Annotated in this window: 19 protein-coding genes and 2 tRNA genes; 5 read left to right on the forward strand and 16 right to left on the reverse strand. The window is 44.5% G+C overall.

The window, feature by feature from the left end:
* Positions 1–144 precede the first annotated feature (144 nt).
* The gene (locus P5V12_RS14010; protein WP_316953710.1) at positions 145–636 is read right to left on the reverse strand and encodes a type VI secretion system tube protein Hcp; all 492 of its coding nucleotides are present in this window, start codon (positions 634–636) and stop codon (positions 145–147) included.
* Between the two features lie 720 nt (positions 637–1356).
* A complete protein-coding gene (locus P5V12_RS14015) occupies positions 1357–2220 on the reverse strand; it encodes a methyltransferase (protein WP_316953711.1) in 864 nt (287 codons plus the stop codon).
* A gap of 130 nt (positions 2221–2350) precedes the next feature.
* On the opposite strand from P5V12_RS14015, the gene P5V12_RS14020 reads away from it, so the two are divergent.
* Positions 2351–3298: a DUF6635 family protein gene (locus P5V12_RS14020; protein ID WP_316953712.1), complete on the forward strand. Its 948-nt coding sequence runs from the start codon at positions 2351–2353 to the stop codon at positions 3296–3298.
* A gap of 81 nt (positions 3299–3379) precedes the next feature.
* On the forward strand, positions 3380–4768 hold the full coding sequence (locus P5V12_RS14025; RefSeq protein ID WP_316953713.1) for a substrate-binding domain-containing protein: 1389 nt from the start codon (positions 3380–3382) through the stop codon (positions 4766–4768).
* Between the two features lie 32 nt (positions 4769–4800).
* Here the strand turns inward: P5V12_RS14025 and P5V12_RS14030 are convergent, their stop codons facing one another.
* The 5 genes from P5V12_RS14030 to P5V12_RS14050 all read right to left on the reverse strand — a co-directional run bounded on the left by P5V12_RS14030 (position 4801) and on the right by P5V12_RS14050 (position 10173).
* A complete protein-coding gene (locus tag P5V12_RS14030) occupies positions 4801–5625 on the reverse strand; it encodes a transporter substrate-binding domain-containing protein (RefSeq protein WP_316953714.1) in 825 nt (274 codons plus the stop codon).
* A 270-nt stretch (positions 5626–5895) separates the two neighbouring features.
* Positions 5896–7179: an MATE family efflux transporter gene (locus tag P5V12_RS14035; protein WP_316953715.1), complete on the reverse strand. Its 1284-nt coding sequence runs from the start codon at positions 7177–7179 to the stop codon at positions 5896–5898.
* Between the two features lie 78 nt (positions 7180–7257).
* Positions 7258–7758, reverse strand: coding sequence for a ribosomal protein S18-alanine N-acetyltransferase (gene rimI, locus P5V12_RS14040; protein WP_316953716.1), 501 nt, complete (start codon positions 7756–7758; stop codon positions 7258–7260).
* 50 nt (positions 7759–7808) lie between these two features.
* On the reverse strand, positions 7809–8582 hold the full coding sequence (locus tag P5V12_RS14045; protein WP_316953717.1) for a hypothetical protein: 774 nt from the start codon (positions 8580–8582) through the stop codon (positions 7809–7811).
* A gap of 46 nt (positions 8583–8628) precedes the next feature.
* Entirely contained in the window at positions 8629–10173 is a 1545-nt protein-coding gene (locus tag P5V12_RS14050) for a 2-isopropylmalate synthase (protein ID WP_316953718.1), read from the reverse strand.
* Positions 10174–10633: 460 nt separating this feature from the next.
* Here P5V12_RS14050 and P5V12_RS14055 point away from each other — a divergent pair, with 460 nt between their 5' ends.
* From P5V12_RS14055 to P5V12_RS14065, 3 genes are read left to right on the forward strand one after another with little or no spacing between them, the layout of a single operon-like run.
* Positions 10634–10951 carry a YbjQ family protein gene (locus P5V12_RS14055; RefSeq protein WP_316953719.1) on the forward strand — a complete coding sequence of 106 codons (318 nt, stop codon included), beginning with the start codon at positions 10634–10636 and terminating at the stop codon, positions 10949–10951.
* 42 nt (positions 10952–10993) lie between these two features.
* Entirely contained in the window at positions 10994–11449 is a 456-nt protein-coding gene (locus P5V12_RS14060) for a YbjQ family protein (protein ID WP_316953720.1), read from the forward strand.
* Between the two features lie 8 nt (positions 11450–11457).
* Complete coding sequence (locus tag P5V12_RS14065) at positions 11458–12342, forward strand: M48 family metallopeptidase (RefSeq protein WP_316953721.1); 885 nt, start codon at positions 11458–11460, stop codon at positions 12340–12342.
* A gap of 93 nt (positions 12343–12435) precedes the next feature.
* On the opposite strand, the gene nadA is transcribed toward P5V12_RS14065, so the two are convergent.
* The 9 genes from nadA to tolA form a co-directional block, all read right to left on the reverse strand.
* Positions 12436–13500: a quinolinate synthase NadA gene (nadA, locus tag P5V12_RS14070; protein WP_316953722.1), complete on the reverse strand. Its 1065-nt coding sequence runs from the start codon at positions 13498–13500 to the stop codon at positions 12436–12438.
* Between the two features lie 238 nt (positions 13501–13738).
* Positions 13739–13814: transfer RNA gene (locus tag P5V12_RS14075), tRNA-Lys, on the reverse strand.
* Between the two features lie 54 nt (positions 13815–13868).
* Positions 13869–13944, reverse strand: a tRNA-Lys gene (locus P5V12_RS14080).
* A 112-nt stretch (positions 13945–14056) separates the two neighbouring features.
* Positions 14057–14734, reverse strand: a complete 678-nt coding sequence (queC, locus tag P5V12_RS14085) for a 7-cyano-7-deazaguanine synthase QueC (protein WP_316953723.1) — start codon at positions 14732–14734, stop codon at positions 14057–14059.
* Positions 14735–14763: 29 nt separating this feature from the next.
* Positions 14764–15414, reverse strand: a complete 651-nt coding sequence (queE, locus tag P5V12_RS14090; protein WP_316953724.1) for a 7-carboxy-7-deazaguanine synthase QueE — start codon at positions 15412–15414, stop codon at positions 14764–14766.
* A 69-nt stretch (positions 15415–15483) separates the two neighbouring features.
* Entirely contained in the window at positions 15484–16269 is a 786-nt protein-coding gene (ybgF, locus tag P5V12_RS14095) for a tol-pal system protein YbgF (protein WP_316953725.1), read from the reverse strand.
* Positions 16270–16378: 109 nt separating this feature from the next.
* Positions 16379–16885, reverse strand: a complete 507-nt coding sequence (pal, locus tag P5V12_RS14100; RefSeq protein WP_316953726.1) for a peptidoglycan-associated lipoprotein Pal — start codon at positions 16883–16885, stop codon at positions 16379–16381.
* Between the two features lie 45 nt (positions 16886–16930).
* Positions 16931–18214: a Tol-Pal system beta propeller repeat protein TolB gene (gene tolB / locus P5V12_RS14105; protein WP_316953727.1), complete on the reverse strand. Its 1284-nt coding sequence runs from the start codon at positions 18212–18214 to the stop codon at positions 16931–16933.
* 8 nt (positions 18215–18222) lie between these two features.
* A complete protein-coding gene (gene tolA, locus P5V12_RS14110; RefSeq protein WP_316953728.1) occupies positions 18223–18978 on the reverse strand; it encodes a cell envelope integrity protein TolA in 756 nt (251 codons plus the stop codon).
* Positions 18979–18983 lie beyond the last annotated feature (5 nt).

Raw genomic sequence — 18983 nt, forward strand, 5'->3', positions numbered from 1 at the left:
ATTCCCGATACGAGGATAAACCACAGAGTTTGCGCTTTTTTGCATACCTTGCGGAGTCTAATCGCGGGAGAGGTACCAAAGTTAACTGCGGGGAGCTTTAAGCTCCCCGCAAGACTGTAAAGCGCTATGCAATATGCAAAGGGCTTATAGTACAGTAGTTTTCTCAACGTTGTAGCCAACACGTTGTGGGCTAGCTTGAGCGTTGCCTGAATCGTAATCGCTGAAGCTGATCATGATTTCAGTGTAGTTTAGAGTGAAAGTCTCAACAGCTTGCTCAGTACCGTGTGCAGTTACAGAGTAAGAGCTAACCATAGTATTCTTAAGCGTGTACTCCATGAACACTTCGTCACCAGAGCTACCAGTTTGAACGAACTTGATAACTACGTCCTTACCTTGTGCACCTTTACCACCACCAACAGAGTCTTTGAAAAGTTCTGTAGCAGAGTTGTCAGCGTACTTAGTTAAAGTCACTTCGCTCAAAGTTGGGTTGTCTGATTCACGGTTAGATGTGCTACCAGTAGTCATGCTTAGGTTACGGCTAACACCGAAACTGAAGCTTTCTGCTTTATAGTGGTCAGCAAAGCCCTCAGCAGTGACATTCCCTTTAATACCATCGTGTAGAACATAAATTTGCATCTAAGTATCTCCTAAGATTTTAGATAAAAAGCCCACAAAAGCTTGGCCGACGCAATGCAACCAAATCCTGTAAATTAGTCTAAGCCGAAAGGCTAAAAATCCCTCAACGTGGCACTTCTACCTTGCTCCCGAAAACTTCACTGAAGACGCTCTTCGGGGGGCACTGAATAAGCAATTTGTACGTTACCTACTCATATCGCCAAGAAACTATTTTCGCCTTCGAACACGGTTATTAAAACAATCTGCCGTTATTAAACCAAGCACGAGAAAACCCCCAAAACGTGAACTACGTCACACAATTTAGCATAAGGTAGCGGTGTTAAATTTTTCGACTGAAAGAAGCCAAACGCGCCGTCTTGGGTTTCGTTTTAACTTGTCAAAAAAACGCATTTTTTGTCACAAAAACGACCAAATACGCGCAATTTTCGCCAAAAACATCAAAATAAAAATCATGCCAATACAAATATGACGAAACCAGCATCCAAGGATATTTCCTGACCAAATTATGTACACATCCCAGTTTTTACTGATGAAGGTGGAAAGTGGCGCTTGGAGTACCTACAAGAGCATTCGAAGGAGTAACGTATGCACGAAAGACATCTTTGGCGCTTACTTCGAAACATGTAATAGGTGAAAAAGAGGCCATCCTTGGTTCTATGGCTGACCAACCGGTAATGGGCGAAGAAACGAAGTCCGCCCATTAACAGAAATGCTTTGGGATTAGCGCTTAGATTTTCCTACTTTGACAAATTTAAGCGTCATGCGGTTTGACTCCCCTATTGCCTTATTCGCCTCCTTTTGTTTTGGGTCATCTTTTACACCGCTGTACGTTGGAGGCAGACGCCACACAATACCATCGGCCTTGTCTTTTGCATTCTGGTTAATATCTGACTCGGCAACGAGATTAAAGCCAGCATTCTCGATAACGTTAATAAGCGCCTGCTTTTCCATATAACCAGTTGAACCATCCGCATTCGCGTCACTGGTCTCATGCTGCACGACACCAAGCACTCCCCCCTTTTTGAGCATTCGATATGATTCGTTCAACGCCTGAGTCATAAACTGCCCCTTGGGCTCAAAGCGATTCAGGTTGTGTAACGCACGGATGAAAAGTACGGCATCGGCTTGCTTGGTTAATTTCTTAGGCAAAGTCGCAAAAGTATAGGCTTCAGTCTTCGCTCCCTGTCCCTTGCCCCACTCTTTAGCATTTTCCGGAAAGCTCTCCAGCCAATCCTTTCGGCCTTGCAAAAACTTTTCATTCATCCATTCGAAATGTGGCCATAGCTCTGAAGAATAATCTACACCAACCAGCCGGCCTTTTTCTCCCAGGTACGGTACCAAGATTTGTGAATACCACCCGCCACCGGGTAACGCTTCAACCACAGTCATTCCAGGTTTAATACCAAAGAATTCAATTGTTTCCTGTGGGTGTCGATACTCATACCGGGTTTTTGTTTCATCAGACTGCGCGGCGAGAACCTCGGAAAGCTTTTGTAAATCACTTCCTTTAGCCGTAGCGTGAGTAAAGGGGAAGGTTAATACAGCACAAGCGATGAGACTGGATACGAACGACGTCAGTTTCATAACATATTCCTTTTTAACGTTTTTATAGTAATTAATTTGGCGCAGCAATAGTTTATCGTTAGTGCTTTTTTGATAAAGTCACTGCATGTTAGTAAGTAAAATAACAACGGTCGAGATACTAAGCAGTTAAATGTCAAACACGGGTAAACAAACACACGAAGCAGCATTAAAAAATGCCATTCGGCGGGGGGCAGATCAGTACTTCAATGAATGTCGCCTACGGATTCCTGAATTCATTATGCAGCATTATATATATCCCGGTGCCTGGCATACGAACAAGGTTGCACTTGGTTGGGACATACTACGCGCACCGTTTAATTTATTTTGGGCTCCCGTATACGTAACAATTAGCTTATTCGCTATTCTAGCCCAAAAAACGGGATCTGCACGCCTGTACAACCTACTGAATCGAATGCCAGCCGGGCTGACCACCAAAGTTCAACAACATGTGGTCAATTTGGTTTCCACCAACCTATTACAGCGCACGAATAATGAAAACTGTACCTCAAGACTGGAACAGTTAATTCAGAAGGAGATTAATTCAACATTACATTTAAATGATCAGACACCACAATTAAGCTCAACGGTGGATCATGCCATACACGATGCTCTAACCCAATATGCAATAACCCGAACCGCCTCATCGGATATCACCAATACATTTGTCAGCACCATTGTGGGTGCAGCAGCATTTAATAAGTTTACTCCTGGCGGACTGGGTATCGGCGTGTTAATTGCTTTTATTATTGCCAAGGAAAACGCGAAAAATAATTTTATATTTGGCCAACATATTGGAGGGCTATATTATTCGATATTCCCACCAGAACCTTCAGGTTATTTAATTACCGGAAGCATTGCAGTTGTGCTTGCTTTGCTTGCTGTGATGGCATCCATATCCGGGCTGATAACAGACCCGATACAAGCCGTACTGGGGCTACACAACCGAAGGTTAAACTTATTCATAGATAAGTTGGAGCATGACTTTTTTCAAAGCTCCATCGGTAGTTTCCGCCCTAAAGACCAGTATGTTGCGCGAATATTGGAAATTGTTGATGCGATAAAATCACCTCTCACATAATAATTACCATTTTCACGCAAAATTTCATATAACAGAAACATTAAATGCGTAGATTTCACCTCCAACTATGAGGTGAGGTGTATGAATCATAGACAACATAAATTAACCCATACCGTTTTTTTTCTTATTGCTTTATTTACTCCCCTATACAGCCATGCTCTATCGACGCTCTCTCCAGAGAATTCAGGACGACTATTTGCAATAAAAGGTTCCAACACCATAGGAGCAGAACTAGCGCCAAAATGGGTTGTAGAATTTCTCGAAAAGAAAGGCGCAAAATCTATACAGATACGTTCACTTTCTAAGGAAAATGAATATCGTGTCACAGGTAAGAACGGCGAAAAAGATATCTACGTGGATATATATGCTCACGGCTCCAGCACGGGTTTTTCTGCATTAAATGAAAATGAAGCCGATATCGCAATGTCCTCCAGGCCGATTCGCAACAATGAAGTTAAACTTCTTCAATCATACGGCGATATGACTAATGTATCTGCCGAACACATTGTTGCTATCGATGGACTGGCAGTAATAGTTAACAAGCACAACCCTCTGATAGATTTAACGTTAAAACAAATTTCTGATATTTTTTCTGGTGAGGTTACCAACTGGTCACAGATTGGCGGAGCAAATCAAAAAATATCGGTGTACGCTAGAGATAATAACTCTGGAACCTGGGATACATTTAATACTCTGGTGTTAAAAAACACTAAGCAACTTACTTCACAGGCTACCCGGTTTGAATCTAACGATCATTTGGCTGACAGAGTTGCTCAGGATACATCGGGGATTGGTTTTGTTGGTCTTGCCTCGACAAGCAGAGTCAAAACGCTGGGAATTTCCGACCAATATACATCGCCACTTCAACCACAACCACTTTATGTTGCCACTGAAGACTACCCACTATCCCGACGGCTTTTTATGTATACCCCGGAAAAGATACCTCTACCGATTGTGGAAGAGTTTATTCATTACGTAAAAAGCAGTGAAGGTCAAGCAATCGCCCAACAAATCGGTTTTATTTCTCTCAATCCGATCAGCCAGAGTGCGCCAGAAGATATGGATGGTCCAGACGAATATCTGTCTCTCGTAAAAAATTCTGAACGGTTATCTATCAACTTCCGTTTCAGGGAAAACAGCGCTCAACTCGATAATAAAGCAAAGCAGGATATTCTCCGTCTGGTAAGTTTTATTCAACTTCCACAAAACAAAAACAAACGGATTCAGTTAATCGGCTTCGGTGATTTAAAACAAAACAATCAACGGGCAATTGTTCTCTCCAAGTTACGAGCCACAACAGTTAAATCGGCTTTGTATGATCATGGTGTGATTACAGATGCGGTCGTCGGTTTCGGTCCTTTTATGCCTGTAGCTTCACATATAGGATCGGGAAAGAGTAAAAATCAGCGAGTGGAAGTCTGGTTTTATGACGAAACCCAGCGAGACATCAACAGATTCGCGACCCGATAAATCACGACCATAATTAGAACTCCACTTAGTTTTTACTTGAGGTAATAGAAGTAAGGCAAAACTTCAAATTCGAAGTTTTCCATTCTTTTTTGATTTTCTATATGAGTAAAAGAAGGATTAGGTAAAAATATTGGATGAATAGGTGACTGAAAATGTGTTTTCAATGTTTCACCAAAATATTGCTTAAACAGTTTCTTCATATCGCCAGAACTCATCATTCTGGAAAAGCCTTCAGTCATTCTCCGAGTGAGTTCTGACCTGCTTTTACTCACAGCCAAATACACGTTAAAAGGGTAATAAATGTAGAAATCTGGAGCTAATACAAAGGTTTCATTTGTCTTGTGAGAAAGAGTCAACGCAGCATCAATCTCCAATACACTTAATGCAATACAGTCAAATCGTCCGCGCTCTAACATCGGGAACAGATTATCGTATCGATCAACTTCCACAAGGGGTATTTTGTTGTGAATATAAACTTGATTGTCTGGCCACAATTCACCTTGTCCAATACGCACTTCTTTTAGATCTTCAATCGTTCGAGCCTGCTTAAACAAATGTATGTCTTCTTGTCGAATGATACAACGACGCAATCCCAGCATACCGAACATATAGGGGTTAAGGATAAAACTTACTTTATCTGAAATCAGCTTGCCGTTTTCCCAACCAGTAGAAAACTGCATGTTCAGACGTCCATCCATTTCTATCTCTTGACGAGAGCGCTTACCACTAAAATAGGAATGCTTATGTATGAGTTCATATGGGCCATAGTCGTCAATAGTTTTGTCTAATGCCATTTTGACGGCTTCGAGCTGATATTCTCTTAGCCCCAAACTCATGCCATCCGCCCAGTACTTCACAACATGGACATTTAAATAGGATTTTGTATCATTTTCAGGCGCAGAGAAGGAGAGATGCACATGAAGTGCAAAGAAGATTCCACAAAAGAAAAATATCCTCTTTACTAATACCTCAGGAACCTTCACTTTATTCTTTGGACACCTCAACACGAATGGAGTTATGTATTAAGGTTAGCACCCTTTGACACGAATTTTTAAACACGCTTATAAAGATCCAGTCTAAGCATTAACGCTTTAAACCAAAAAACTATAAGGTAAGACGAATACCTACTACACAGTAGCAGGCTTGACCAACGTATGAATTGTTTTATTCACCCAAAAATATGCCCAGGTACCAACGATAATATTTGACAAGGTAATCGAGATAAAAACACCATACAAACCCAAAAGCATATTTCCTAACCATGCTAACGGCAATAATAGCAATATCACTCGAGTTGAAGATAATAAAACGCCGGGGATGGGCAATCCAAGCCCATTAAACGAGGCATTCACCACCATCACAATCCCATACGCTGAATAGCTAATCGGCACGATAAGCAAATAAAAACGAACCACCTCAATCACTTCTGGGTTCGCACTGAAGATTCTTCCTACATGCGCACCAAACAACGCCAGGATAACCGTGACCGATAGCCCGATTGAGAGGCATACCTTTGCACAAACTTTCTGCGCTCGGAACAGCCGTTCAAATTCGCTTGCCCCAAGGTTCTGTCCGCAAAAAGGACCAATAACAGCGGAAAGCGCGTAGAAACAAATAAGCGATATGGCTTCTACACGAACCGCAGCACCAAAACCGGCGACAGCTTCATTGCCATGAGTCGCCACGATTCCAACAATAACGGCGCTGGATGCAGGAATAATAATATTGGTCGCGGTTGCAGGTATTCCAATATGAAGAATTTTTTGCCACGAACGGATTATTCTCGATCCATTAAATGGATTCACAAGTAGCTTATACCGAAACACCAGCCAATACCCAATCAACAATAATCCACACAAGCGGACAACAAGGGAAGCCACCGCAGCCCCCTGGATTTCCATACGGGGAAAAATCCACCAACCATATATTAGTATTGGATCTAATATTGCGTTTACCACAGCCATGGCGATCATGGCCACACCCTGTAACTTGGTATTACCCATGGCACGAAACGACGACATCACCACCATCGGCACGGCCATTGGCACTGCACCAATAAACCAGGGATACATGTAGGCTTTAACAAGGGGAAGTACATCATCTCCTGCACCGAGCATACGAAATACAGGCTCAATGGTGAGCAAACCAATAATCGAAACAACACCAACGATAGTCATACTCAATAGTATGCTGTCCGTAACCAATTCCTTTACCGCTTGTTCATCTTTTTCGCCAACGGCTCTGGATACAACCGATGATGTTCCTGCACCCAAACCAATAGATATGGAAAAGACAAGCATGATAATTGGAAAGGTAAAACTCAGCGCGGCCAGAGAATCTTTGCCTAACCCTGAAACAAAATACGTATCGACCAAATTAAACGACATGGTCGCCAAAAGCCCAATCATCATTGGGAAGCTCATATTTAAGAGCCGCTTAAAAATGGAGCCTTCAGTTAGTGATGTTTGCAGAGATACCATATGCCTTTGTTATATCCTCAACGATCTGGCGTAAATTAACGCTGTTTCCCTCGATTGTTTTCCATTCAGAGAGCCCGGGTAATAGTTAGGTCGTTCGCCAACGCAATTAAAACCGGTATGCTCATAAACAGAAATCGCCCTGATATTGTTTTCACGAACCTCTAAAAAAATTTCCCGGGCAAACTCTTGTAAGTAGTCACACATTGCAGATAAAAATTCTCGCGCAATTCCCTGCCCTTGATAACCGGGAATAACCGCAATATTCAGCAATTCCGCTTCGCCCGCTGCAAGAGAAAAAACTCCGTGCCCTATTAACGCCTGGTCATCGCTATAGACACCAACACACAAATGGCTTGATGTTAGAGAGCTCTCAAAATGACTTTTTTTCCAAGGGAAAGGATTGGCAAGGCATTCGTTGTGATAAACCTTAGACAGATCTTCCTCAACGAGATTTTTAACTGCGCAGAGTTTGCCATTTGCCAGGTGAAAGGTAAGAAAAACAGAATTCATATGCTAATGATATTCTCGCTTGTATGGAGGGAATATGACGGGACAGAAAATTAAACTTTTAAACAACTGTGTAACAGCTGCCACACAGATTTTTTTTGCACAGGATTTCGAAGTAAATCAGCCAAACTTGGTAAGACATATGCCGGTATTGGTTGCCCTTCCAAAGACACTTGAGTAAATTTTTGCTCATCAAACTTTTTCCCGGATGAATCCAATGCACGAAAAGCTTCTTCACCAAAAAGAAATAGTTTTTCTACGGGCTTTGTTTCTAAACGACTATCAATAAACGCACTGACCATTTGGCGAGCATCTTCCCAAGACTGGTCTTGCGGTCGACTATTCACTATCGGCCACGTCAACATCTCTGCGCGAGGTAACCTGACAGGTAAAAGATTCAGTTGGATGAGAATATTGGTAATCAACCTTTCTGTCGGTAGGGCTTCACCTGGTTGGCATGAGTCCAAAACAAATACGTTTTCCAAGTGCCAGATATTCAAAGTAAAAACGGCTTTTTCAACCGGTGTATCAGACACAACCGCTTTGACATTATCAATAAGCTTTTGTATTGATTGAACAGGCTCGACGGGCTTTTTGCTTTCAGGTTCATCCAGATTAATTTTAACGAACTGCTCAACAACGCTGGATTCACTTTGATCGAAGGCAGATGGCTGCGCTATGGGCTCTTCGATCCGAGCTTGTTCGAATGCCGGCTCGGCAGGTAACGCGCATTGTTGGACAGGCAGCGAATTCGGCAGGATATAACGAGGCACGAACATATCAATGCCCATCGCCTCCATATATTGCATTCGCTGCCGCTCGTTCATATTACATTCCGCTGCCAAAGCACGCATTCTAGCTCAGTTGACAGCACTAAACACCATCCCGTTGAGGATGAGAGCGCCCAGGAGAAGAAAGCAAATTTAACGCATGGAGGTAGGCTTTCACCGATGCAACCACAATATCAGTATCGGCACCAACCCCATTAACGATAATGCCGTTGCGTTCAAGCCGAACCGTCACCTCTCCCTGAGAATCAGTCCCTTGAGTAATCGCATTTACAGAATACAGCAGAAGATCTGAGTTGCTCTTAACCACGCTCTCAATCGCTTTATAGGCCGCGTCAACCGGCCCACTGCCCTCCGCATGCGCTTCCATATCCTGGCCTTCAACTTGTAGGGAGATTCTGGACTTGGATTTTTCCCCGGAACGGGACTGGCTTTCTACATCAATCAGAATATAGGTTTCTTCAGTACTTTCACTTGAGGCGGATGTCAGAAGAGACTGAAGGTCTTCATCAAAAATTTCGTGTTTTTTATCGGCTAGTTCTTTAAAGCGGGAAAACGCCTGATTCAGCGCATCCTGAGATTCAAACGTAATACCCAGCGCTTCGAAGCGAGCTTTAACCGCAGCGCGACCAGAGTGCTTGCCCAAAACAATTTTATTAGTGTTCCACCCTACATCTTCAGCACGCATGATCTCGTAGGTTTCGCGGTGTTTAAGCACGCCATCCTGGTGAATACCCGATTCATGAGCAAACGCATTAGCACCGACAATGGCTTTATTTGGCTGCACAGGGAAACCGGTTATCGACGATACCAAGCGCGATGTGGGCACTATATGCTCGGAAACAATGCCGGTTTCCACCGGGAATAAATCCTTACGAGTCCTCACCGCCATTACGATTTCTTCCAGGGCGGCATTACCAGCACGCTCACCAAGGCCATTAATAGTACATTCAATCTGCCGAACACCGTTCATCACCGCAGAAAGAGAGTTAGCAACAGCCAACCCCAGGTCGTTGTGACAGTGCGTTGAAAAAATAGCTTTATCGGAGTTGGGCACGGCCTCAATCAAGCGCTTAAACATTGCACCATACTCACCCGGCTCACCATAACCAACCGTATCAGGAACGTTAATAGTCGATGCACCAGCAGCAATTGCTGCTTCGGTAATACGGCACATAAACTCAAACTCTGAACGACTACCATCTTCCAGAGAAAATTCGACATCATCGGTAAAACCTCGCGCCCGCTTCACCGCACGGATAGCTTGTTCAAGTACCTGCTCGGGCTCCATTTTGAGCTTGTACTTCATGTGAATCGGAGAAGTGGCAATGAATGTATGAATACGAGACGAGTTAGCCCCCTTCAATGCCTCTCCAGCACGGTCAATATCGGTATCGACTGCGCGCGCCAAACTACATACGGTTGAATCCTTAATCGTGTTGGCCACAGCCTGAACCGCATCAAAATCACCAGGGCTCGCGATGGCGAAACCGGCTTCAATCACATCCACCCGCATTTTTTCCAACATTTTGGCAATGCGTACTTTCTCTTCTTTGGTCATGGACGCGCCAGGGCTCTGCTCTCCATCCCTCAGGGTCGTATCAAAAATGACTAGTTTTTCTTTGCTCATCGCTAACTCCATAACTGAGGCCTTCCTCAGCGGAACTGAATTCTATTGTTTATATGTGTATGGGGAGGAAATTGTTATATGCCGCCTTGCGGCAACAAGCATAACAACAGAGGGGAGAGCATACTCAAAAGGTTAAGCTTGTTATCTGACTCAAGATAGTGGTGTGACCCGACGATCGTATTCACGGTTGGTCCAATTTGATGTAGTTAAATAATTGCCGATTTTTGTTATTTTAAAAGGTTCACCAGAACCAATCAATGCTCATCCTAAAAACCTTACATTATTAGGATAAAATAACAAATTTAATAGCAAAAACCCGGTTTTTGGAAAAGATCTGTATCAAATAGAGCACAAATAAAAAACAAACATCCTAATCATATTTAATCCAGGCAAGTTCTTTTTGACCGCAAACTCATATAGTCTTAAGAACCTAAAATTTACCAAGCGGAGCAGGCTTACAATGATCGTAACCAACATAGAAATTATCCCCGGCAAACGTATTGCAAAACACCTTGGCATGGTTCAAGGCAACACGGTTCGAGCCAAGCATGCCGGACGAGATCTTATGGCTGGACTAAAAAACATTTTTGGTGGAGAACTTAAAGGTTATACCGAGCTACTGACAGAGGCTCGGCAAGAAGCAACAGAGAGGATGATTGAGCAGGCCCAAGCCATTGGCGCTAACGCCGTATTAAATGTGCGCTATTCAACCTCCTCCGTCACCGCAGGCGCCGCCGAGTTATTTGCCTATGGCACAGCGGTAATCCTGGAAGAGTAAAAAACCCGGTTTCATCAGAATTCATACGCACACAGGTGTTTTATGTACGATTTAATTATATTTCTGGTGTTGCTGAGCCTGGGCTACTTTGTCGGACAGGCATTGGAAAAAAGCCATTTCCGCTCAATAATCAAACGTGAAAAAGAGCTTCGACACCTTCTCACCTTCAGTAACAGATACCCTCCATCAGTGACGGAGGAACAGAACGCCCAACTTGTCACCGGGTCAGTGGTAATTTCCATCGATTACTTTAAACAGATTGTTGCAGGGCTACGAGCATTAATAGGCGGAAGAATAACCTCTTACGAATCATTGCTCGAACGCGCACGCAGAGAAGCACTATTACGCATGAAGGAGGAAGCTTCTGCTATGGGGGCCAATATCATTGTCAACGTCAAGCTGGAAACTGCTTCAATCACCAAAGGCCAGCGCCAACAGGTAGGTTGTGTTGAAGTATTAGCCTATGGTACAGCCCTGCACGATAAGCAATTTGACTGAGGAACGTAATGCGATATTCCAACCCAGAGATACCTGAAGGAATCAATGTCACGCAGGTTCACCCACTGAAAGAGTTTTTTACTCTTATTGCCGGAGTAGCGGGATTAGTCATTGTTGCCGTCTTTCTACTCGCGGTCACAGTGCAGTATCTGGTGACGTTGATTCCTTTTGAGAAAGAGTCCCAATGGCTCGGTCGAATGGGGGAAAGTTTCACTGCGAGCATGCAATCAGAGGAAATATCGGATAACCATCAACAAATAGAAGGCTATCTACAGCAGCTGGCTGACTCTTTGAGCGAGCATCAAGCGTTGCCGGAAGGAATGACGATTACAGTGCATTACTCAGAAGGCGATACAGTGAACGCTTTTGCCACACTGGGCGGTAACATTGTCATCTTCAAAGGCCTGCTAGAAACCCTTCCCCATGAAAATGCACTGGCAATGGTGATGGCCCATGAGATTGCTCATATCAAGCATCGCCACCCTATCGTCGCCCTTGGCCGTGGCGTTGCAGTAGGGCTGGTTTTGGTTAGTTTATCCGGTGTGGGCGATGGTGTCGCCGTCCAGCAACTGCTAGGCAACCTCAGTATGTTGACGACCTTAACCTTCAGTCGCTCCCAAGAAGAACTATCAGACCATGATGCACTGGGCGTTTTGTCAGCCGAATACGGCCATATTGGGGGTGCAGAAGCGCTTTTTGAAGTATTACAAAAGGAATATGACGGGAAAGAACCGCCCCAGATATTAAGCACTCACCCACACACGGAGAAACGAATTGAACGCATTAAGGAAATGCAAACAGCAATGGACACCGACACGGAATTCAAACCACTGCCAGATTTTATTCTTGAACTAAAGAAAGCGAACAAAAAAGACAGTCCGGATAACACGTAATAGCAACGAATAGAGCAGCCACTAATTGCGGATGCTCTATTACTTATGAATCGGCGCGAAAGATAAGGGCTTCAGACAGTTTAAAAGCTGGCTCTATTTCTTAAAGTCCAACATACGCTGCAAAGGAATCATGGCTTTTTTGCCCAATTCGGGGTCAACTACGATCTCTTTGGTTTTTGTGTTCTCAAACACCTGAACCAGATTATCCAATTCATTCATAGCCATCCAGGGGCAATTTGCACAGCTTCTGCAAGTTGCACCGGAACCAGCTGTTGGCGCGATAAAAAGCTGTTTATCCGGGCAGGCCTGCTGCATTTTGTAGAAAATGCCCTGATCTGTAGCGACAATAAAGCTGGGGTTATCCAATGTTTGAGTGGCAGCAATAAGCTGTGATGTGGAGCCCACCGCATCAGCAATATCGACCACGGACTCTGGTGACTCAGGGTGAACAAGGATTCCAGCTTCAGGGTGCTGCTTTTTCAAATCCAGAATTCCACGAGCCTTGAACTCTTCGTGAACAATACAGGAGCCATCCCACAGCAGCACGTCAGCACCAGTCTTCTTGGCCACGTAATTGCCCAAGTGCTTGTCTGGAGCCCAAAGAATCTTCTCACCCTTGCTGTCCAGATAATCCACAACATCTAAAGCGATGCTGGATGTAACAACCCAATCTGCACGCGCTTTGACCGCCGCGGACGTGTTGGCATAAACCACGACAGTGCGGTCAGGATGTTGATCACAGAATGCAGAAAACTCATTCACAGGGCACCCCAAATCCAATGAACAGGTTGCCTCCAAGGTGGGCATAAGCACACGCTTTTCGGGAGAAAGAATTTTGGATGTCTCTCCCATAAACTTAACCCCGGCAACCACCAAAGTCTCAGCAGAATGGTTCTTACCAAACCTCGCCATTTCCAGAGAATCAGCAACACAGCCGCCAGTTTCTTCAGCAAGGGATTGAATTTCTGGAGAGGTATAATAATGAGCAATAAGCACGGCATTGTGCTTGATGAGCAACTGTTTTATTTGTTCACGAAAGTGCTCGGTTTTATGGGGTGGATGTGACTCTCGATATTTTAGGGCATCATCCAAATACTGCTTAACCAGTTCTTGCGGGTTTGTCCCCATTTCTTTGTGCAGGGTTTCCAATTCACTCATTGCCATATACTCAACTACATAGGCTTCGAATTATACCGGTAATGACGTGTCAACGGAAAAGAAAGCCTTACCAGTAGAACTCGCGCTCATAACCTTTTGGACTGTCTCACACAGATCAAGTTGCCTGACAGCAGGTCACATAAAAGCATTAAGTCACATCATGAAGATCTTTTCAGAGAATAAAGAGCGGCTTAAGGCTGAAAATAAAAAAGGGGCTAAAAAAGCCCCTTTTTTAAGATGGTGGGTCGTACTGGATTCGAACCAGTGACCAATTGGTTAAAAGCCAACTGCTCTACCAGCTGAGCTAACGACCCAAAACGGTTTGCCTTACGGCTAAGCGCATGAACGACTTCATGGCACTTTGAATATGGTGGGTCGTACTGGATTCGAACCAGTGACCAATTGGTTAAAAGCCAACTGCTCTACCAGCTGAGCTAACGACCCATAATCAGTTTTCTTTTAGCAACTTCACAGCCGCCACAAAAGAGGCGCATATAGTAATGATTTAGCCGCAAAACACAAGTTATTTATTACATTAAGATGGCGTATTTTAAATTTATGCCTGATATCGGGTTGGATCTTGTACGCCAGCTTCAATAAAACCCTGTTTTCGTAAACGACAGCTATCACACTTACCACAGGCAACACCATCTTCAGAAGCCTGATAACAGGATACTGTGAGTGAATAATCCACCCCTAAATCCACTCCGGCCTGAATTATTTGTGCTTTGGTTAAATCAATCAGAGGAGTTTCAATAGACACTCCCTGACCTTCAACTCCAACCTTCGTGGCCAAGTTTGCCATTGTTTGATAGGCGCGAATGTAATCAGGGCGGCAGTCCGGGTATCCAGAGTAATCCACCGCATTTACGCCAATGAAAATCGCCTCAGCTCCGAGGACCTCAGCCCATCCCAATGCAATAGACAGGAACACCGTGTTGCGAGCGGGAACGTAGGTAACGGGAATGCCATCCGTCTCTTCTTCAGGTACGTCGATATTACTATCGGTCAATGCTGAACCACCAATTGTCCCCAGATCAAGAGAGACCACCTTGTGTTCCTGCACATTCATTGCGTTCGAGACCCTTTCTGCAGCCTCTAGCTCAGCCCGGTGCCGCTGCCCATAGTCAAAACTCAAGGTATAACACTCATACCCATTTGCCAGAGCGATAGCCAGAACCGTAGTAGAGTCCAGACCACCAGACACAAGAATCACTGCACGTTTTTTACTCACAACCAAACCTTTCTGAAACAACAAATAACTTACACGCCGGGCTTATCGCCCCAAATGTATTTATGTAATTGAATTTGAAAACGAACGTCCAGCTTGTCCTCTAAGATCCACTCCGCCAACTCTTTTGGCGTTACCCCCTCGTAGCTTGGGGAAAATAGTACTTCACCAACCTGATTAGTCAGACGGTATTCGTCCAGTTTCATTTTGGCCCACTGATAATCCTGACGATCACAGAGAACAAACTTGACCTGATCTTTGTCTGACAACTTAGGAATATTGGCATAGAGGTTTTTCTCGACCTCGCCCGAAGCCGGTGTTTTGAGATCCATGACAATACTGACCCGCTCGTCCACCTCTTCAACATCCATTGCACCACTGGTTTCCAGTGAGACTTCATATCCCTTATCACACAAAGCAGTAAGTAAGTGTTTACAGTCTGGCTGAGCCAAAGGCTCTCCACCCGTGACGCAGACATAGCGAGCACCATATCCGTCCACTTTTTGCAGAATCTCCGCCAGTGTCTTTCTCTCTCCGCCATGAAAGGCGTATGCAGAGTCACAGTAACCGCAGCGCAAAGGACAGCCGGTTAAACGCACAAACACCGTTGGGCATCCCACAGTACGGGCTTCACCTTGTAACGAGCAGAATATTTCAGTAATACGGAGGGATATATCAGACATAACACATTGAACTGGTGCAAAGCCGGCAATTCTACCGAAACACCAGCTCAATGTCTTATTTTTACTGCCTTATGACGGGAAGTTTAGCTTCAAGTAGTCTCGAGCCAAGCTTGCAGCGCTGGAATTGGATGACGCAGCCTTGTTTAAAAACTCTTTGGCTTTCGCATCGTCCCCCAACAAATGGTGGACCTTACCCAGTTTAAATTGGGCATCAGGCACTTTGTTGTGATCAGGGTAAGTGCTTAGTAACTTGGTAAACCACTGGCGAGCGGTCTCAAGCTCATTTTTCAGCAGATAAATCTCCCCCAGCCAATACTGAGCATTCGCGGCATAACGCCCACTAGGGTAATCTTTCAGATGCTGCATTAATGCATCAGCCGCCTGGTCATACTTTTGCTGCTTTAAAACAAGATCAATAGCAGAGCGATAGCTTTGCAGCTCAGAAGCCTGCGCCCCACCACTTGCAGTAGAACTATTCGAAGTCTGGCTATCAGTAGAAGAAGACAATACCGGTCGCCCACTGCCCGGCTGACCTAATTGGCTAAGACGTCGATCAAGATCGATATAATCGTCAAGCCGTTGCTGCTTTAGCTTTTTAATCTGATGAGCTTGTTCTTCAACCTGACCACGAAGCTGTAACACCTCCTGTTGCACTACCTGCAATTGGTAATAAAGCTCGGCGAGGTTTGTCGCTTCTGCTGGCGATTGTGCAGGCATTGGCGCTTGAGTCACAGCCTGAGGTTGCCGTTGAGACTGACGCTCTTCCCCATCGGGATAGCGGTCAATAACTTCAACAGCGGTAACAGAAAAACTAATAAGTAACGCAGAAAAAAACAGTATAAATCTACTAGGCATGTTCACGTTTCGCTTTAAGTCTTGAAAGGTAATCAATGCACAAAGGGGGCCTTAGCCCCCTTCAGAAATAAAAGTGCAGGTAAACCTACACTCTTTGAATCAAACGCGCTTATTTAAGTTCAACGCGACGATTTTTTGACCATGCAGAATCGTAGCTACCGACTTCTGCTGGACGCTCTTCACCGTAACTTACAGTTTCGATAAGGTTGGAATCCACACCTTGAAGTACTAGGAAATCACGAACAGCGTTAGCACGACGCTCACCTAGAGCCATGTTGTACTCACGGCTTCCACGCTCATCAGCGTGACCTTCTAAACGAACATTACGTGGCTCAGCTTTTAACGCTTCAGCGTGAAGCATAAGCGCAGAACGTGATTCGGAACGAAGAATGGATTGGTCAAAGTCAAAGTAGAAAACTGTGTCAACGCCAGAAAGGTCAACCGCATTCTCCATAGAATTAGCGCCATCAAGATCCGCACCAGCACCTTGATCGGTAGACTCAGTAGCAGAATCTGTTGCTGAAGCGTCGTCTTCAACTTGAGTATTTGAGCTACACCCCGCCAGCAGACTCATAACCGCAATCATTGCCAAGAAAATTTTTAATGTTTTTGTCATTGTTGTCACTCCAAATTGTATATAAAAGCACCAAAACCCATTCAGCTACTTGATGAACGGAGACCATGCGGGTTCTCGAACATCCCCTCGCTTAGAAGGTAATCTGTATTTTACACCAGCATCCAAAGAAACTGCCGCTAAGACTCCCTTATTATTGTGCTGAGTCGCATACAGCAACATCGCGCCATTAGGCGCTATACTGGGAGATTCGTCAAGCCAAGTTTCCGTTAAAATGCGCATATCCCCCGATGCAATATCTTGCCAGGCGATATGGAAGATGCCATTTTCCCGATGAACCATGACCAAACTTTTACCATCCGGCGAAACTCTTGGCCGAGCGTTATAATCCCCCTCAAAGGTTAAGCGCTCTGTGCGGCCACTTGCAAGATGGATTTGGTAAATCTGTGGATTCCCCCCGCGATTGGAGGTAAAAATAATTCCTTTTCCATCTTCTGTCCAATTCGGCTCGGTGTCAATGACGCTACTTGATGTCTGCGTCACACGACGAAGCTTTTTCGTTGCTATCTCCAATGTATAAATCTCTGGATTACCGTCTTTTGACAAAACCATCGCCAATTTGGTGTCATCAGGCGAAAATGCCGGAGCACCGTTCAAGCCTCTGAAATTTGTGAGCTGTTCTCGCTCCCCTGTGCGAATATTCTGCCTAAAAATGGCTGGCCGGGATGTTTCAAATGAAACATAAGCCACATAACGCATATCGTTGGACCAGGTTGGGGATAACAAAGGCTCCGAAGATGAAAATAAAACCTTATCGCGCGCACCATCGGCATCAGCCAACACTATGCGATAACGCTTTTGAACAGATTTCCCCAAATCTTCAACGTAAAGTATTTTAGTAGAAAAAGCGCCTTTTATTCCGGTAATCGATTGGTAAACTTCATCACTGACTAAATGCGCAATGTCTCTTACCTGCGTATCGCTGCCGGTTACTGTTCGACTCAATACTCTTCGTTGCGCAATAACATCATATAACTGATATTCAAGCACAAAACCTGTCGGAGATTTCTGCAGATCACCAACCACTAAATAGTTTGCACCGAGCACACGCCAATCGCGATAATAAATTTCCGATTCTTTTTTCGGAAATGACAACATATCTCTTTGTGGTATCGCATGAAACAAACCACTTCGCATTAAGTCCGCAGATATAATTTGCGTCAGGTCTTCCTGAACATTTTGTGCGCCACCAAAAGGAACAACAGCAATGGGAGTGGGGTTATCAACACCTTGTGTGATTTCGATGGTCAGCTCTGCACGCGCGCCCAAGGCAAGCACCATTGCACAGAGGAAAAGGCCAATTTTATGCATTTGATTTCTCACTGCCTTAAGTCCTGTGGGTTAAATACTAATCTTAACTTTCGATAATATCGTTCAAACACTTCGGGGGGCATCTCCCGAATTTCTGGAAAGCGATCCACTTTTTTTACTGCCTGTTCAGCAGAACGATCAAAGGCAGGGTTACCGCTGCTCTTAATGATGTTTACTTCAACGACCTGCCCTGTCGGCACTAATTGTATCAATAATTCACACTGCATTCCTGTACGCGCAGATGGCGGCCGACTCCAGTTTTGCTCTATGCGTTGAGTAATTGCTGACACATAGCTTTGAGCTTCATTTTCAAATTCCACTTCAGCTAATAGTTGCTCCTCTTCAGCAATAGCTTGTTCAAGCTCCTGCTGCATTTGCAACCGCTGTAACTCTTGTTCTCGCGCACGCGCCTCAGCTTCTTTCTTAGCTAACGCTTCTTTGCGCTTTCTCTCTTCTTCCGTTTTGCGCTTGGCGTCTTCTTGTTTCTTTTTCAGTGCAGCTTGTTTCTTTTGCTCAGCCAGTTTTTTTTGCCTTTGCTGTTCAAGACGTCGCTTAGTCAAGTCCACTTTTTTAGGCTGCTTCTTCGCAACTTTTTTGGGAGCCTTTTCTTTTAGTTCGACCAGCTGGGCTTTTACAAAATTTGGGCGCTCGATTTTTCGGGTAGGATTTTGCGGGTTCCAGTTAAAACCAAGCAGAGCCAAAACCCCGGCATGAATGAGCAGGCTAACCAGAACAGGAATAATATAGGTACGGATCTGTAACACGGTAT

This window comes from Teredinibacter sp. KSP-S5-2 (genome assembly GCF_032773895.1).
GTDB lineage: Bacteria > Pseudomonadota > Gammaproteobacteria > Pseudomonadales > Cellvibrionaceae.